This is a genomic window from Flavobacterium difficile, assembly GCF_011392115.1.
Taxonomy (GTDB): domain Bacteria; phylum Bacteroidota; class Bacteroidia; order Flavobacteriales; family Flavobacteriaceae; genus Flavobacterium; species Flavobacterium difficile.
The window spans coordinates 562238-578883 of record NZ_JAAJBT010000001.1 but is presented as its reverse complement, the minus strand read 5'-3'; the positions used below and the strand labels follow the sequence as shown (position 1 = coordinate 578883).

Sequence of the window (16646 nt, the reverse complement as noted above, 5' to 3'; positions counted from 1 at the left end):
AACGATAATTTAAAGTGCTAAACAACAAAAAAATAATTGTAGTGCTACCGGCTTTCAATGCCGAAAAAACTTTAGAACAAACCTATAGCGAAATTCCGTTGGATATTGTTGATGATGTAATTTTAGTTGACGATTCAAGTTTGGATAACACTATTGAAATAGCTAAAAAACTCAATATTAGCCACATCATCCAACACGATAAAAACAGAGGTTATGGAGGCAATCAAAAAACCTGCTACAACAAAGCGCTAGAATTAAAAGCTGATATCGTTGTAATGCTGCATCCCGATTACCAATACACACCAAAGTTAATTACAGCCATGTGCAGTATGATTGCCAACGGGGTTTATCCAGTAGTTTTTGCTAGCAGAATTTTAGGCAAAGGCGCTTTAAAAGGTGGTATGCCAATTTATAAATATGTCGCTAATAGAATATTAACCTTAATGCAAAACATCCTCATCAATCAAAAATTAAGCGAATACCATACGGGTTTCAGGGCTTATAGCATTGAGGTACTTCAAAAAGTAAATTTCAATAATTTTAGTGAAGATTTCATCTTTGACAATCAAATGGCAGTTCAAATTTTCAAAAATGGCTTCGAAATTGGAGAAATAAGTTGCCCAACAAAATATTTTCCTGAAGCTTCAAGTATCAATTTTAAAAGAAGTGTCAAGTATGGTTTGGGTGTTTTGTGGGAATCTATAAAACAATAACCGAAAACACGAATGAATAAAACCATCACAAAAAAATTAAAAAAAGGTAGCTAATTTTAAAAAAAATAGTAGTTTTGATTTTACATTATTCGCACGTAACTTTAAAATTATTATATATGCCTTTCGAAAATTTAAGTACTGTACATTACACAACAGCACAAAAAACCGCTACAACAGATACTTTATCTGCATTAGAAAACATTTTAACTGCAAATTTCAAAAATCTAACCCCTGAAGAACGCAGAAAATACGGAAGTATCAACGAGCAAAACAAATTAATTGTTAATAAGGCACTCGCCTATCGTACCCACCAACCCAACTTAAGTAGCGCCGATGTAGATTGGGAAGAATTTCAAAACGATTTTGATTCTAGAACCTTTATAGAAGGCATCCTTACCCGATTACAAGCCTTAATGGATGGTTTATACAACAACAACAAAATTTTACATGATTATGATAATTACCAAGCGGCACTAACCGATTATGGGTACAGTCAATACAAAGCAGGTACTAAAGCAGCAGGCTTTGAAACTAAAGTAGCAGAAATGGCTCAGTTTTTTAATCGAACGGGGACTACTACAACTCCTAAAACTTCAGAGGATACGACAACAAACTAAACACTACCACAAAATCTAAAAGCCTTTCTACTTGTAGGAAGGCTTTTTTTATGAAGTACTATTGATGTATACCTCAACTTTGGAATCACATAGGTAATGAATGGAATTGTATCCGTCAAAATTGGGGTTGTTTACGTGAGAATTTAGTGCAAACCACGTCAAACTTGGGGTTAATTATGTCAAATTTGGGGTTTATAACGTAAAACTTGAAGTAGATTACCTCTCATTTGAAAAGCATTACGTCAACTATGTGGTTTGTTACGTCAAATTAGAGTTCGACACAACAAAAATAGGGTTAAGTGATTTTAAAATCATACTATATCAACATTTGAAGCACTAAAATTAACATGTATATATTAAATGCGTTTAGGTAGTTTTTTTTAAAATTGTAATACCCTTCTAGTCAATTTGGAGGTTTTTTTTCAAAAAAATAAATTTCTAAAATCACTCCTGTAATAGTACTTCTACATACTTGTATTTATAATTGGTATTTTATTTCTGATGATATTGGAAGAAAAAACAAATGTCTGTTATAATTTGAATGACACTATTATTTGATATAAAAAACTTCAAAATATAATTACTACTCCTTAAAGTGAACCACTCATTTACAGGTGTTTAAAAAACACACTACCCAACAGGTAGTTGAAACTACCCTTTAACTACCCTTTAACTACCCTTTAACTACCCTATATCAACAAGTGTATTTGAAGTAATTAAATGACATTTGCCAAAAAAATTACTAACTATTAGCAACTCATCACTATCAAAAGAAATAAAGCTAATTTCAATTATTTGCAACACAATATTCCTTAACCAAAAAAAAATACTAAAGAAGTAGAAGAAATTGAAAAACAAATAAAAGCAACACTAGTTTGTTAGTCCAAATTCAATCCTAACACTTATAAAAATTAAATAAACTTTTAAAATTAGAACTTTTCTTTTGTCGAGATTCTATTTTTTTTAAACCTATTCATTTTAACTAAAATCTTACATTTATGAATCAAAAAAAATTACTAATCAGCCTTGTGTTCTTAGGCGCTACCCAAGTTAATGCCCAAGAAACCACTACCACATCTGGTGGAAATGCTAGTGGAACAAATGGCTCTTTAAGCTATACGATTGGACAAACTGTATATACTACCTTCTCGGGTACAACAGGTTCCATAGCGCAAGGAGTGCAACAAGCTTTTGAAATTCAAACCGTTTTAGGAACTGAAAATTTTAATATTAACTTACAAATGTCTGTTTTTCCTAATCCAACGTCAAACTGGTTCCAATTAGATATTAAAAATTATGACTTTGAAAAATTAAGTTATCAAATTTTAGATATCAATGGAAAAGTAATTATACAAAGCAAAATTAGTTCAGAAACAACTACAATTACTACAGAAAACATATCTACAAACCTATATTTTGTAAAAGTGTTAGACAATAATAAAGAATTGAAAACCTTTAAAATCATTAAAAAATAAATTCAAATAAACTAAAACTAAAACTAAAATGAAAAAAATCAAACAAATTTTATTATTAACTAATTTAGTAATTGGTTCAATAGCTTTTGCACAAGCACCAGAAAAAATGAGCTATCAAGCCGTGGTACGAAACACTACAAATAACTTAGTGGTAAATCAAGCTGTAGGAATGCAAATTAGCATTTTACAAGGCTCATCTACAGGAACTGCAGTGTATGTAGAAACTCAAACCCCAACTACAAATACAAACGGTTTAGTAAGTATAGAAATTGGTAGCGGTGCTGTAGTATCAGGAAACATGACTACTATCAACTGGGCAAACGGTCCCTATTTCATTAAAACAGAAACGGATCCAACAGGTGGAACTTCTTATACGATTTCAGGAACTTCTCAATTGTTAAGTTCGCCATATGCATTATATGCGAAAACATCAGGAAGTTCTACCCCTGGACCTCAAGGCCCACAGGGTCCACAAGGCCCTACTGGTCTTATCGCAAGCGGATCAATTGCTGGTAATACACCTTATTGGAACGGTTCTTCTTGGGTAACAAATAGCAGTAATATCTTCAATAATGGTGGCAATGTTGGAATTGGAACTTCTAGTCCAAATGCTGCTGCAAAACTTGATATATCATCTACAACGCAAGTATTCTTACCGCCACGTATGACAACTGCTCAACGCAATGCAATTTCTAACACACCTACCGGTGGAATGATTTTTAATACTTCTGAAAACAAACTTCAAGTTTATAAAGCAGCTCTACCTGCACCTGTTGATGGAACAGGAAATTCAGGTACATGGGCTTTGTATGATGGTCCTGCTCAAGGTCAAGTAATTCAACCACTATCTAGTGGAGCGCTAACAAGCATTCAAGCTCAAGTAGCAATACGTGTATCTTCGGGGGACATTGTTTGTAAAATTTACAATGCTCCAAACGGAACGTTGTTAGCTACCTCAACGAATACTATAAATGCGCCATGGGCTGGTTCAGAATTCAATTTTGTAACTGGTTTGTGGAGTTTTAGTGGTTTCAGTTTTGTGGCTGGTACAAATTATTATGTTGAATTCACAGCAACTAATGGAAATAGATTTTTCATTGGTATGGCTAATAATACTTATCCAAGAGGTGCTCATTATACGGGATTACAAGGTTCTACAAATGTAACAGATTTCGACATCGATATGATTGTTAATTATGGAGTATCAGTTCCTGCAGCATGGGAAAACTTACACTAATGTGAGAAAAAAAATGTAAAAGTGCCGCATACTATAGCGGCACTTTTTATATAAATGAAGCACCTAGAAAACAAATTGCTTACTTTGTTTCAAATTCATACCAATTATATTTTCTTGATGATATGAATAATTTATTTATTGTTTTTAGGGTAAGTTAAAAGAAATTAATAAAATCATAGTCATTAAAAAAAGGAATCAACTCGGAATTACTTTTATTTATGTTTATTCTAGTATTAGAAAAAAAATCAAGTCTTAAACTTATGACTAAAGATGTGTATAATTGAGTAATATCAAAATTAAACTAGGATATTATAAACAGAATTTATCAAAACATTCCCCCGAAATTAATCTTTAATTATCCCTTCAACCTTTTAAGTGTTAGAAGAAATCTCGGCCAAAAAATAAAAAAATATTCTAATTTACATGCCTAGTGTTTGCAAATCTTTCGTAAAAAATTTTCACCATTAAATCTGACACCAATACGATTATGAAAGTGTTTTATTTTATTTGAAAAATATGTCGTCTTGTAAAACATTACACATTTTTTTATGAGCTAAATTTAACTTTTTATAAGTTGGTTCAAAACTAGCAGTATTGATACATTTAATTTCTATCAAATCAATAACAAACTGAATACTTTATTTATCAAATAAATAAATTTTGAGAGACATTGAAAACCTTCGTAACTTTGCCCTATGAGACAAATAAAACTAATTTGGGATTTCCGTGGGCCTGCTTCAGCTAAAACAGCAGAACATCATGACATTCATTTGAAAGAATTTTTAGAAAAAGAGAATTACGCCCTAAAAATTACAGGTTTTGAAATTTTAAATGACATGTATGCCATTGCTTATTTAGTTGTGGAAGAAGCTGATATGATTAGGTTTAGAGATGCTTTACGACCACATAGAGGTGAGGTTTTTGAAACAAAAGCATAAAAAAAATCCAAATCCCAAATAAATGATGAGATTTGGATTTCAAAAAAAGAGAAAAATATATTAGTTGAGATTAGGCACAATTACTTTGTCTAAGACATGAATTACACCGTTATCACATTGAACATCCGTTGCTACAATGTTACTAACTCTCATATTGTAGTCAGTAATCTTTGCACCACCAGTAGCATTTACAATAAACGTTTGACCTAAAAAGGTATTAATGTTTGTGTTAGTTGATGGAATACCAGCTGCTAAAATATTAGCACCTGTTACCACATGATATTTTAAAGTTTTCTCTAAAACAGTTTCTGGAATAGCGTTAAGGTTAGCCCAATTGAATTCTGTTAATAAGTTTCCAAACGCCGTATTAGTAGGAGCAAAAACTGTAAAAGGAGAATTTGCAGTACCTGATAAAGTAGCCACAAAGTTTTGATCGGCTTGGTCTGGTCGAGTTAACGCAGCTACTAAAGTTGAGAAATTAGGATTGGCAGTAGCATGAGTTACCACTGTTGGCAAACCTATAACAGCATCAACTTTATGAATGACTCCGTTTGAAGCATCGATGTTTGCACTATTGGTATCAACAGAAGATACACCGTTTAAACGTATTCCATTTGATGAAACATTTACAAACATACTCAATGTGTTAGAAGTAGAAGCTCCGCCTGTAGCTAAGGTTTTTACATAAGTTGTACTTAACTCATTAGAAAATAATTCGTCAGCAATTACGTGATTTAACAAAACTTCTTTAAGTAAAGGCACAGGAACCGCGTCTAAATCTGCAAAATTATTAGCTGCTAGAAAAGCATTAAAAGCAGCATTAGTAGGAGCAAAAACGGTGTAATTTCCAGCAGAATTTAATGTATTAGTTAAGCCTGCCTTATTGAGTGCAGTGACTAAAATTGAAAATTCAGTTCTTGAACTTGCTAGTTGAGCAATAGTTTGCTGTGGAGGAGTTGTTGTGCCTTCTTCATCATCACAACTTGTGCTAAGAAAAGATACAAGTAATAAACTCATAACTTTTAGGGTTACATTTAAATTTTTCATAGTAATTGTTTTTTTTGTTTAAACAAATTTAGTAATTGTTAAACAAAAAATACAACGATTTCGTAAATTTAGCAGATATTTATTTTTTGTTGAACTTTGGTAAACAGTTATTTATGACTTTTAAATGGTTCAAAAAAGAAAATAGTTAGACAAAATAAAAAATCCAAATTCTAATGTATACCTATTAGAATTTGGATTTTTTAAAAATTTTAGTATTTGTGTTTAGTTGGCTACTTCACTAATAAATTTAATTCTCATGAGTCGAAGTTCTTCAGTATCGTAATCGCCATCGAATTCTTTTAAAGCTTTTTCGATACTATCTGATTCAGATTCCATAAAATACTCGTGAATTTCTTCCTGTTGCTCTTCATCTAGAATATCATCTATCCAATATTTAATATTCAATTTTGTACCTGAAAATACAATTTGTTCCATTTCTTTTAACAAATCGTCGAACTTTAAACCTTTGGCAGAAGCAATATCGTCTAAAGCCAGTTTTCTATCAATATTTTGAATGATATACAATTTGTTAGCCGAATTTGCACCAGTCGATTTTACCACTAAATCATCTGGACGAATGATGTCGTGATCTTCTACATATCTTGAAATTAATTCGATGAAAGGTTTTCCGAATTTCTTCGCTTTTCCTTCACCAACTCCGTGAACATTGCTCAATTCATCAATTGAAATTGGATATTTCAGAGCCATATCTTCTAAAGATGGATCTTGGAAAACCACAAAAGGAGGTACATTATGTTTTTTCGCTTCTTTTTTACGTAAATCCTTCAACATAGCCATTAAAGCTTCATCTGCCGTTCCTGTAGATTTTGCTGCAGCGATGATGTTTTCATCCTCTTCTTCGCTATACTCATGATCTTCAGCCACCATGAAAGAATACGGTTTTTTGATGAAATCATTTCCTGCTTGAGTTACTTTTAGAACTCCGTAACTTTCAATATCTTTTGAGATTAAACCTGCAACTAAAACCTGACGAATTAGAGCCATCCAATATTTCTCGTCGTGGTCTTTTCCACTACCGAAAGTTTTAAGCGTATCTATTTTTTGAGCCTTAATTATCGCATTAATTTTACCTACTAAAGCTAAAATAACCTCTTTAGGTTTGAACAATTGTTTCGTATCAATGATGACTTCTAATAAAGTAACAATTTGATTTTGAGCTTCGGTTTTCTTTTTCGGATTTCTAACATTATCATCCATATCTGCACCTTCCCCATTTACCTCATCAAATTCTTCACCGAAATAATGCAATAAATACTTTCTTCTCGACATAGACGTTTCCGCATAAGCCACTACTTCTTGTAACAACGCAAATCCAATTTCTTGTTCCGCAATTGGTTTTCCTGACATGAATTTTTCTAATTTCTCAATGTCTTTGTACGAATAGTAAGCCAAGCAAATCCCTTCTCCATCATCTCGTCCTGCTCTACCAGTTTCCTGATAATAACTTTCTAGCGATTTTGGAATATCGTGGTGTATGACAAATCGTACATCTGGCTTGTCAATTCCCATACCAAAAGCAATCGTTGCAACCACTACATCTACATCTTCCATTAAGAACATGTCTTGATGTTTCGCACGGGTTTTGGCGTCTAATCCAGCATGATAAGGCACTGCTGAAATACCATTAACTTGTAAAACTTGTGCAATTTCTTCCACTTTTTTACGACTTAAACAGTAAATCACACCTGATTTTCCTTTGTGTTGTTTGATAAAACGAATCAAATCGCTTTGAATGTTTTTAGTTTTTGGGCGAATTTCGTAATATAGATTTGGCCTATTAAAAGAGGCTTTAAACGTGTTAGCATTAGGCATATCTAAGTTTTTCAAGATATCTTCTTGAACTTTCGGAGTGGCCGTAGCTGTTAATCCAATAATGGGCACATCGCCTAACTGTTTGATAATGCTTCTTAAATTTCTGTATTCAGGTCGGAAATCGTGCCCCCATTCTGAAATACAATGTGCTTCATCAATAGCTACAAATGAAATTTTTACTGATTTTAAAAACTGAATGTAATCTTCTTTGGTTAAAGATTCAGGTGCTACATACAGCATTTTGGTTTTACCTGATAAAATATCAGCTTTTACCTGATTGACCTCTGTTTTATTAAGCGATGAATTTAAAACATGCGCCACACCAATATCTGACCCCATGCTTCTAATAGCATCCACTTGATTTTTCATTAACGCAATAAGTGGTGAAACTACAATAGCAGTTCCTTCCAAAACCAAAGCAGGCAATTGGTAACATAACGATTTACCACCACCAGTTGGCATAATAACAAAGGTGTTATTACCAGATATAATACTTGTAACTACTTTTTCTTGTAATCCTTTAAATTGAGAAAATCCAAAGTATTTTTTTAATTCCTTGTATAAATCAATATTCTGCTCCGTCATAAAAAAATGGGTTGAACTTATAAACAAATAATTTTAGACAATTATTATTTGAATTTTGTCTAAATTTGCAATTATAAAGATACAACTATTCTTTAAAAACAAAAATATAATTCATTTAATTTTGAATACAACACAAACTATCCTAGAAAACGCCAAGCAATCTATACTTTCACAAAGCGAAAGTATTCAAAAACTAACCCATTATCTTACAGATGATTTCGTAAAAACTGTACAACTAATTTACGAATCGAAAGGAAGATTAGTGGTAACAGGAATTGGAAAAAGTGCTATTATCGCACAGAAAATTGTGGCTACATTAAATTCTACTGGAACACCATCGATTTTTTTACACGCAGCAGAAGCGATTCATGGCGATTTAGGTATGATTCAAACTGGTGATTTGGTGCTATGTATTTCAAAAAGTGGCAACAGTCCGGAAATTAAAGTTTTAGCGCCAATCATAAAAAATTTCGGAACTACTTTAATTGGAATGACTGCGAATCCTACCTCTTTTTTAGCCACTTCATCAGATTTGGTTCTTTTGGCTCATGTAGATGAAGAATCCTGTCCATTAGGTTTAGCGCCTACAAATAGCACAACAGCGCAATTGGTTTTAGGTGATGCGATTGCGGTTTGCTTAATGAAACTAAGAAACTTTCAAGCTGAAGATTTCGCAAAATACCATCCAGGTGGTGCTTTAGGAAAGAAATTATTACTTCGAGTGAAAGACATGTTAAACAATACGCACACACCTCAAGTAACTCCAAATGCTTCTATTAAAAAAGTAATTATGGAAATTTCTGAGAAGCGTTTAGGTGTTACCGCTGTAGTTGAAAACGATAACGTAATCGGAATTATTACCGATGGAGACATTAGAAGAATGTTAACGGATAGAGAAACTTTTTCCGATTTAACGGCACAAGACATAATGACCAAAAATCCGAAATCAATTGCTTCAACGGTTTTAGTTTCAGAAGCTTTGGATGTTTTAGAAGATTATAAAATTACACAATTGATGGTAATTGATAATGGAACTTACAAAGGGGTGTTGCATTTACACGACATTTTAAAAGAAGGAATTGTATAATGGCAAAAAAGAATAAAAAAAACATTAACGAAATGACTTTTTTAGATCATCTTGAAGAACTAAGATGGTTATTAGTAAGAAGTTCAGCAGCGATTTTAATTGGCGGTGCGATTGCTTACTTTTTTAACGAGTTTATTTTTAATACTATTATTTTCGGACCGATGAAAGGTGATTTTATTACCTATCAGTTTTTCTGTGATTTAGCGAATACATATGATTTAGATAAAAGTTTCTGCGATACTACTTTAAATTTTAGCATTCAAAATACAGAAATTGAAGGACAAATTTCATTAATGGTTTGGACTTGTATCACCGCAGGATTCGTCATTTGTTTTCCTTATATTTTATTACAATTTTGGAATTTCATTAGTCCGGCTTTGTATAAAAAAGAAAAAAGAAATGCCGTGAAATTCATCGTAATTTCTTCTTTATTATTCTTTTTAGGTGTGGCTTTTGGATATTTCGTATTGACACCATTATCGTTAAACTTTTTATCAACTTTTTCTGTTTCAGATGTGATTAAAAATGATATAAACGTTAATTCTTACATCGGAACTGTTAAAACCACAACTTTAGCTACAGGTTTAGTATTTGAATTACCCATAATTATCTATTTCTTATCTTCGTTAGGATTAGTCACGCCTGCCTTTTTAAGAGAATACCGTAAATGGGCATATGTAATTATACTAATCATCGCAGCAATTGTAACACCGCCAGACGTAATCAGTCAAATTATAGTAACTATTCCGCTGGTAGTTTTATTCGAAATTAGTATTATTATAAGTGCTTTCATAAATAACAAAAACAAAAAATCTATATCTATAACATAATGAGTAATTTAATCACAGAATTCAACGACTATCGCGCTAAAATGAATGAAAAATTATTAGCCGATGACAACAAAGTAATCAAAAGAATCTTTAATTTAGACACTAATGCATACAGCGAAGGCGCATTAGATGTAAAAACAAAAGAACTATTAGGATTAGTAGCATCAGCCGTTTTACGTTGCGACGATTGCATCAAATACCATTTAGAAACTGCTTACAAAAACGGAGTAAATCGTACAGAAATGATGGAAGCGATGAGTATTGCCACTTTAGTGGGTGGAACCATTGTTATTCCTCACTTAAGAAGAGCATATGAATTTTGGGAAGCGTTGGAAAATGAGCCAATTAAATAATTAGCCAATAAGACAATGTGCCAATTTGGCTATGTAAAAAATTAACTAAATATTAGAAAACAGAATTTTATTTAATGAGTATTTTTTTGATATTTTTACAAGTTCACAAAATTGTCGAATTGCCCTATTGAAAATTGACAAATTAAAAAACATAGGCACATTGCCGAATTGACCAATTGACATATTAAAAAACATGAAATTAAGAGCCGAAAATTTAGTTAAAACATACAAGAAAAGAAGTGTTGTAAAAGGGATTTCAGTAGAAGTAAATCAAGGAGAAATTGTAGGTTTATTAGGTCCGAATGGTGCTGGAAAAACGACTTCTTTTTACATGATTGTAGGTTTAGTTAAGCCGAATTCTGGAAATATTTATTTAGACGACATGAATATTACAGATTTTCCTATGTACAAACGCGCACAAAACGGCATTGGTTATTTGGCACAAGAAGCTTCTGTTTTTAGAAAATTGAGTATTGAAGACAATATTTTATCGGTTTTACAATTGACCAACTTGACCAAAAAAGAACAAGAAGCCAAAATGGAAAGCTTAATTGAAGAGTTTTCTTTAGGTCATATTCGTACCAATCGTGGCGATTTATTATCCGGTGGTGAACGAAGAAGAACAGAAATCGCAAGATGTTTGGCTACAGATCCAAAATTCATTTTATTAGACGAACCTTTTGCTGGAGTTGACCCTGTTGCGGTAGAAGATATCCAGCGAATTGTCGCACAATTGAAAAACAAAAACATCGGAATTTTAATTACCGACCATAACGTTCAAGAAACTTTAGCCATTACAGACAAAACGTATTTAATGTTTGAAGGTGGCATTTTAAAAGCGGGAAAACCAGAAGAATTGGTAGAAGACGAAATGGTAAGAAGAGTGTATTTAGGACAAAATTTCGAATTGAGAAAAACAAAAATAGATTTCAATGCTCCGAAAGAGGCAGAAATAGATTTCTAGAATATAAAAAGGCCTATTAGAAAACGATCTGATAGGCCTTTTTTAATTACTTTTATTTTATACACACTTTCTTTAAATCCTCCACACTTCCGTTAAAAACATTCACATCGACTAATTCGTTGATGCCATGTAGTTTCGCCTTTTCGGTAAATTGCCACATCAAATACTCGTCTTCAATTTTTTCTTTCCATGGATTATAATTAGCAATCCAAAATTGATATTCTGGAAAATCTTCACGCAAAAAATCTTCGTAATATTTTTCGCCAGAATAAATAATAGGTTTCACGCCATAATGTTTTTCAACAAGGGTTAACCAATTTTGCAAACCTACTTTTAGCTTTTCCATAGATTGTCCTTTTGGCATTTTTTCGATATCTAAAATGGGTGGCAAATGTCCTTTTCGTAATTTTACATGTTTGATAAAATGATTTGCTTGCTCTGTCGAATTTTCATCTGGACGATAATAATGATAGGCGCCTTGAATGTAAATGGATTCGGTTAAATTTCGCCAGTTTTTCTTGAACTTCAAATCTACTTTATTACTACCAGCAGTAGCTCGAACGACAACAAATTTCAATTCAAATTGTTCTTCGATAGCTTCTACATTCTCCCAATCTATGGTGCCTTGATACTGTGAAACATCAATTCCAAAAATTTTTCCTTTGTGATTTTCAACTATTTCATTGATTCGCTTATCTTCTAATTTTCTTTGATTAGCTGTTAATTCGTTTGTATTGATTTTAAATCCCAAATAATATAAAATCCCATCTTTTTTCTGATACACAAAAATAATCGTGAACAATAACAAAAAAAGTCCAAGAATCCATTTCACAGATTTCGGACTTATAATCGTTTGTTTTTTACTTTTAGAAGGGTATTTTCTTCTGGTTGCCATTACACTTTCTTAAGCATCGTATTATTTACAACCGATAAAATCACATATAATAAAATGATCATTGGAATTGCAATGAATTCTAAAAGTATTATTAAAATCAAAGAAAGAATTAAAAAAACCACTTGTATTTTATATTTTTCCCAGCTAAAACTTTTCACTTTTAAAGAGAATAAAGGAATTTCGGCATTTAATAAATAGGCACTTAAAGCAGTAATTCCTACTAAAACAAACGGATTACTTAATACATCTACTAATACCTCATAATCTGAATGAAACTGAATCATCGGAATACTCATAATTAATAAAGCATTCGCCGGTGTTGGCAAACCAATAAATGAGTCGGTTTGACGTGTATCTACATTAAATTTAGCCAATCTGTAACAAGAAGCTAAAGTAATTAAGAAACCTATATATGGTACCACGCCCATGTAATACGTATCTTCTGTTAAATTATATTGTGCTTGATTTTCCTGAATATCACCAAGCATTTTATACATCACCAAACCTGGTACTACTCCACTAGTAACCATATCAGCTAAAGAATCTAATTGTAAACCAATTGGACTTTGAACGTTCCAAATTCTAGCAAAGAAACCATCCCAAAAATCGAAGAAAATTCCTAAACAAACCAATGAAAAAGCTTCATTGTAATTTCCGTTAAATGCATGAATCAAAGCTAATAATCCAGCTAATAAATTCAACAAAGTAATAGTGTTAGGAATGTGTTTTTTTATGCTCATCTTCTTAAAATTTTCTTAAATGTGATCAATTCTATAGCAAATGTAAACAATAAAATGAAAGAATTTGAGTTTATTAAGTAAGAAATTATGATATTTGTTGTTAGAACTAAATTTGCTTTGAAGAAGATACTATTTTTATTTGTCCTATTGGCTTCTGTGTCAATTTCGGCTCAAACTATTCGTAAATATTCCAACGAATTTTTAAACATTGGTGTAGATGCTGCAGCGTTAGGGATGAGTAATGCCGTAACTGCGCAAACTGCCGATGTGAATTCGGGATATTGGAATCCTGCCGGAATTTTGCAATTGGAAGACAAACAAATTGCCTTAATGCATGCGAATTATTTTGCCAATATTGCGCAATACGATTACGCAGGTTTTGCAATGCCTATTGATGACCGAAGTGCTTGGGGATTATCTTTAATTCGTTTTGGTGTAGATGACATTTTGAATACCACTCAATTAATTGATAGTGAAGGAAATATAGACTATAACAGGATTTCTCTTTTTTCTACAGCCGATTATGGCGTGACGTTCTCTTATGCCAGAAAATTACCTTTAGAAGGTTTTAATTACGGAGTAAATGCGAAAGTAATTCGAAGAATAATTGGAGATTTCGCTTCTTCTTGGGGATTTGGATTTGATATTGGTTTACAATTTGAAGGCAAAAACGATTGGAAATTCGGCTTGATGCTTCGTGACATTACAACCACTTACAACACTTGGACCATTAACGAAGAAGAATACGAAAAAATTAAAGACGCTGTTCCTGGTGAAAACCAAGAATTACCTGAAACTAGTGAAATAACCTTACCTAAAGCACAATTTGGAATTTCAAAAAAATTCGAATTTCATTACGATTACACCTTAACTACTGCCGCCAATTTGAATATGGAATTTGCCCAAACCAATGATATTATTTCTACAAGTTTGGCTAGTATTAGTCCAGCAGTGGGTTTCGAATTTGGATACATTGATTTAGCATTTTTACGTGCTGGAGTTGGAAATTTTCAACAAATCACCCAAATTGACAATACCAATAAAGTCAGTTTTCAACCGAATATTGGTTTAGGTTTTAAATACAAAGGCATTCAAGTAGATTATGCTTTAACTGATTTAGGCAATCAAAGTGCCGCTTTATATTCGAATGTGTTTTCTGTAAAAGTCGATTTAGGAATTTTTAGAAGATAAATTTTGAGTGTTCAGTCGCAGTAACAGTTCTCAGTCGCAGTGTTCAGTAAAACCAGTATGAATTTGATAAATCTTTTTACTCATAAAAAACCAATATGCTAAAAAAAATACTTTTCTTATTACTTCCAATTTTTAGTTTTTCACAAAACGTTGTTTTATCTGATTATTCAAAAGTAAGTATTTTAACTTGCGGAACGGCTCCTGTTTCTTACGCCATGTACGGACATACAGGTATACGAATTACCGATTTCACTCAACAACTTGATGTGGTTTTTAATTATGGTGCTTTTGATTTTTCAACGCCTAATTTTATGTTGAAATTCGTTAAAGGTGATTTGCAATATTTTGTAACTAGCGATAATTATTACGATTTTGAATACAATTATAAATTAGACGGTAGAAGTATTGTAGCACAAGAATTGAATTTAACATCGCAACAAAAACAACAACTGTTTAACGAACTTAACAGCAGCCTAACTTCAGACGAACGTTTTTATACTTACAAATTTATTGATAAAAATTGTACGACAATGGTGGTAGATAAAATCAATAAAATCTTAGGTTCTGAAGTCTTAAAACAACCAAAATCAGAACAAACTTATAGAGAAATTTTGTATCCCTACATGTCTGATTTTTATATGAAATTAGGGATTCAAATTATTTTTGGCACGAAAGTCGACCAACCTGCCACTCGCCTATTTTTACCGTTAGAATTAGAAAAAGTGTTAGAAACTGCGACTAGCAATGGAAAAAAAATAGCACAACCTACTAAAGTATTAAACGAACAAACAATTAGTGCACCAATTTCATATGTAAATTCAATTTATTCCTTACTGGCTGCTATTATAATTTTAATTTTATTAAATAAAAAAGGCATAAAAATAACCTATTTCATTTTCGCAGGAGTATTAGGTTTATTTTTCAGTTTAGTGGGTTTGTATTCCTTACATGAAGAAATTTTATGGAATTACAACATCTTGTTATTTAACCCATTATTGCTAGTTTTTGCTTTTTATTACTGGAAAAACAATACTTCCAAAATTATTTTATTTGGACAAATTTGTATTGCTTTCACCCTAATTTATTTGGCGTATATCGTAAACAAAGTGCAATTATTAATTGTGTTACCAATTGTAGGGCTACATTTGTTCTGGTTGATTAAGATTGTGATTAGTGAGAAGAAAAGGTAGTATATTTATTGAATATTAATATAATTACCATGTATAAAAGTATTTTTTATGATTATATTTGTAAAAAACTAATTAATGTCAAATAAAGTAACATATAATCAAAATCAATTAAGAGATTATTCTTCTTTATTTTCTAGAAGTGACGCTGAGCTTTGGATGAAGTCAAACTTTGAATCTATTGATTATAAGATTGAACGTTATGATATAAAATGGCAAAACTTTTCAAACGCAACTTATTTGGACTACCTCAAATACGTTTATCAGATTCTTGAAAATTATTACCAAAATGAATATATCTTTAAAAATTCTTTTCTAAATGAATGGTTAATTAAAGAGATTGGGCAAAACAACACAAAAGTTTTTAATGAATTTCGAGTTGGAAATGCTGTAGCAGATTTAGTTATGTTTAATGGTAAGTCAAAAGTATTTGAAATAAAGACTGAATTCGATTCAACAAAGCGATTAAATTTACAAATTGAAAATTACAGCAAAGCTTTCAATCAAATTTTTCTCATCGTTCCAGAGTCAAAATTATCTATTTATTCTAAAATTGATAAAAACATTGGATTGATATCTTTTAATAATAATGAAAAATTAGAAAAATTCATTTTACAAAGAGATGCTTTTACAAATTCTGAAGTGGATTATGATACTATAATGAAAGTTCTTCACACGAATGAATATAAATCTATTGTAGAATCTTTTTATGGCGAATTGCCAATTATGACAAGTTTTAATCAATATAATATATGTAAAGAACTTATAAAAAAGATTCCAAATAATACATTAAATAAAAAATTCATTGAAAAAATGAAAAGTAGAAATTTGGAAAATGCATTATCAAATCGTTATTACAAAGAATTTAATCAAATTAGCCTTGCACTTAAGTTAACTAAGAAGGATAGAGAAATTATGATTAAAAATCTTAAATCACAAATAAAACTATAAAGT

Annotated in this window: 16 protein-coding genes; 12 read left to right on the top strand and 4 right to left on the bottom strand. The window is 31.5% G+C overall.

Annotated elements, in window-relative coordinates:
- Positions 1-14 precede the first annotated feature (14 nt).
- The 5 genes from G4D72_RS02470 to G4D72_RS02450 all read left to right on the top strand — a co-directional run bounded on the left by G4D72_RS02470 (position 15) and on the right by G4D72_RS02450 (position 4980).
- Positions 15-713: a glycosyltransferase family 2 protein gene (locus tag G4D72_RS02470; RefSeq protein ID WP_166076001.1), complete on the top strand. Its 699-nt coding sequence runs from the start codon at positions 15-17 to the stop codon at positions 711-713.
- A 116-nt stretch (positions 714-829) separates the two neighbouring features.
- Positions 830-1330 carry a hypothetical protein gene (locus tag G4D72_RS02465; RefSeq protein ID WP_166076000.1) on the top strand — a complete coding sequence of 167 codons (501 nt, stop codon included), beginning with the start codon at positions 830-832 and terminating at the stop codon, positions 1328-1330.
- Between the two features lie 998 nt (positions 1331-2328).
- Entirely contained in the window at positions 2329-2805 is a 477-nt protein-coding gene (locus tag G4D72_RS02460; RefSeq protein WP_166075999.1) for a T9SS type A sorting domain-containing protein, read from the top strand.
- Between the two features lie 28 nt (positions 2806-2833).
- Positions 2834-4042 (top strand): hypothetical protein, encoded by a 1209-nt coding sequence (locus tag G4D72_RS13330; RefSeq protein WP_207784837.1) that lies wholly within the window; start codon positions 2834-2836, stop codon positions 4040-4042.
- A 695-nt stretch (positions 4043-4737) separates the two neighbouring features.
- Positions 4738-4980: a hypothetical protein gene (locus G4D72_RS02450; protein ID WP_166075998.1), complete on the top strand. Its 243-nt coding sequence runs from the start codon at positions 4738-4740 to the stop codon at positions 4978-4980.
- Between the two features lie 60 nt (positions 4981-5040).
- Here G4D72_RS02450 and G4D72_RS02445 read toward each other — a convergent pair whose 3' ends face one another.
- On the bottom strand, positions 5041-6027 hold the full coding sequence (locus G4D72_RS02445; RefSeq protein ID WP_166075997.1) for a fasciclin domain-containing protein: 987 nt from the start codon (positions 6025-6027) through the stop codon (positions 5041-5043).
- Positions 6028-6249: 222 nt separating this feature from the next.
- On the bottom strand, positions 6250-8445 hold the full coding sequence (gene recQ, locus G4D72_RS02440; RefSeq protein ID WP_166075996.1) for a DNA helicase RecQ: 2196 nt from the start codon (positions 8443-8445) through the stop codon (positions 6250-6252).
- A 121-nt stretch (positions 8446-8566) separates the two neighbouring features.
- Between recQ and G4D72_RS02435 the strand changes: the two genes are divergently transcribed.
- The 4 genes from G4D72_RS02435 to lptB all read left to right on the top strand — a co-directional run bounded on the left by G4D72_RS02435 (position 8567) and on the right by lptB (position 11679).
- Complete coding sequence (locus tag G4D72_RS02435; RefSeq protein ID WP_166075995.1) at positions 8567-9532, top strand: KpsF/GutQ family sugar-phosphate isomerase; 966 nt, start codon at positions 8567-8569, stop codon at positions 9530-9532.
- On the top strand, positions 9532-10362 hold the full coding sequence (gene tatC, locus G4D72_RS02430) for a twin-arginine translocase subunit TatC (RefSeq protein ID WP_235922426.1): 831 nt from the start codon (positions 9532-9534) through the stop codon (positions 10360-10362). Before G4D72_RS02435 ends, tatC begins: the two co-directional genes overlap by 1 nt.
- Positions 10362-10715, top strand: coding sequence for a carboxymuconolactone decarboxylase family protein (locus G4D72_RS02425; RefSeq protein ID WP_166075994.1), 354 nt, complete (start codon positions 10362-10364; stop codon positions 10713-10715). The genes tatC and G4D72_RS02425 overlap by 1 nt, the downstream gene beginning before the upstream one ends.
- A 193-nt stretch (positions 10716-10908) precedes the next feature.
- The gene (gene lptB / locus G4D72_RS02420; protein ID WP_166075993.1) at positions 10909-11679 is read left to right on the top strand and encodes an LPS export ABC transporter ATP-binding protein; all 771 of its coding nucleotides are present in this window, start codon (positions 10909-10911) and stop codon (positions 11677-11679) included.
- Positions 11680-11731: 52 nt separating this feature from the next.
- On the opposite strand, the gene G4D72_RS02415 is transcribed toward lptB, so the two are convergent.
- Positions 11732-12574 carry a GH25 family lysozyme gene (locus tag G4D72_RS02415; RefSeq protein WP_166075992.1) on the bottom strand — a complete coding sequence of 281 codons (843 nt, stop codon included), beginning with the start codon at positions 12572-12574 and terminating at the stop codon, positions 11732-11734.
- Positions 12574-13308: a CDP-alcohol phosphatidyltransferase family protein gene (locus G4D72_RS02410; RefSeq protein WP_166076093.1), complete on the bottom strand. Its 735-nt coding sequence runs from the start codon at positions 13306-13308 to the stop codon at positions 12574-12576. The genes G4D72_RS02415 and G4D72_RS02410 overlap by 1 nt, the downstream gene beginning before the upstream one ends.
- Positions 13309-13431: 123 nt before the next feature.
- On the opposite strand from G4D72_RS02410, the gene G4D72_RS02405 reads away from it, so the two are divergent.
- The 3 genes from G4D72_RS02405 to G4D72_RS02395 all read left to right on the top strand — a co-directional run bounded on the left by G4D72_RS02405 (position 13432) and on the right by G4D72_RS02395 (position 16643).
- On the top strand, positions 13432-14505 hold the full coding sequence (locus G4D72_RS02405) for a putative type IX sorting system protein PorV2 (RefSeq protein ID WP_262887212.1): 1074 nt from the start codon (positions 13432-13434) through the stop codon (positions 14503-14505).
- A gap of 95 nt (positions 14506-14600) precedes the next feature.
- A complete protein-coding gene (locus G4D72_RS02400; RefSeq protein WP_166075990.1) occupies positions 14601-15695 on the top strand; it encodes a lipoprotein N-acyltransferase Lnb domain-containing protein in 1095 nt (364 codons plus the stop codon).
- Between the two features lie 75 nt (positions 15696-15770).
- The gene (locus tag G4D72_RS02395) at positions 15771-16643 is read left to right on the top strand and encodes a sce7726 family protein (RefSeq protein ID WP_166075989.1); all 873 of its coding nucleotides are present in this window, start codon (positions 15771-15773) and stop codon (positions 16641-16643) included.
- The last annotated feature ends 3 nt before the right edge of the window (positions 16644-16646 follow it).

Coding starts and splice junctions, on each gene's coding strand:
- G4D72_RS02465 (WP_166076000.1), top strand. CDS start 830: ATGCCTTTCGAAAATTTAAGTACTGTACATTACACAACAGCACAAAAA.
- G4D72_RS02460 (WP_166075999.1), top strand. CDS start 2,329: ATGAATCAAAAAAAATTACTAATCAGCCTTGTGTTCTTAGGCGCTACC.
- G4D72_RS13330 (WP_207784837.1), top strand. CDS start 2,834: ATGAAAAAAATCAAACAAATTTTATTATTAACTAATTTAGTAATTGGT.
- G4D72_RS02450 (WP_166075998.1), top strand. CDS start 4,738: ATGAGACAAATAAAACTAATTTGGGATTTCCGTGGGCCTGCTTCAGCT.
- G4D72_RS02445 (WP_166075997.1), bottom strand. CDS start 6,027: ATGAAAAATTTAAATGTAACCCTAAAAGTTATGAGTTTATTACTTGTA.
- recQ (WP_166075996.1), bottom strand. CDS start 8,445: ATGACGGAGCAGAATATTGATTTATACAAGGAATTAAAAAAATACTTT.
- tatC (WP_235922426.1), top strand. CDS start 9,532: ATGGCAAAAAAGAATAAAAAAAACATTAACGAAATGACTTTTTTAGAT.
- G4D72_RS02425 (WP_166075994.1), top strand. CDS start 10,362: ATGAGTAATTTAATCACAGAATTCAACGACTATCGCGCTAAAATGAAT.
- lptB (WP_166075993.1), top strand. CDS start 10,909: ATGAAATTAAGAGCCGAAAATTTAGTTAAAACATACAAGAAAAGAAGT.
- G4D72_RS02415 (WP_166075992.1), bottom strand. CDS start 12,574: ATGGCAACCAGAAGAAAATACCCTTCTAAAAGTAAAAAACAAACGATT.
- G4D72_RS02400 (WP_166075990.1), top strand. CDS start 14,601: ATGCTAAAAAAAATACTTTTCTTATTACTTCCAATTTTTAGTTTTTCA.
- G4D72_RS02395 (WP_166075989.1), top strand. CDS start 15,771: ATGTCAAATAAAGTAACATATAATCAAAATCAATTAAGAGATTATTCT.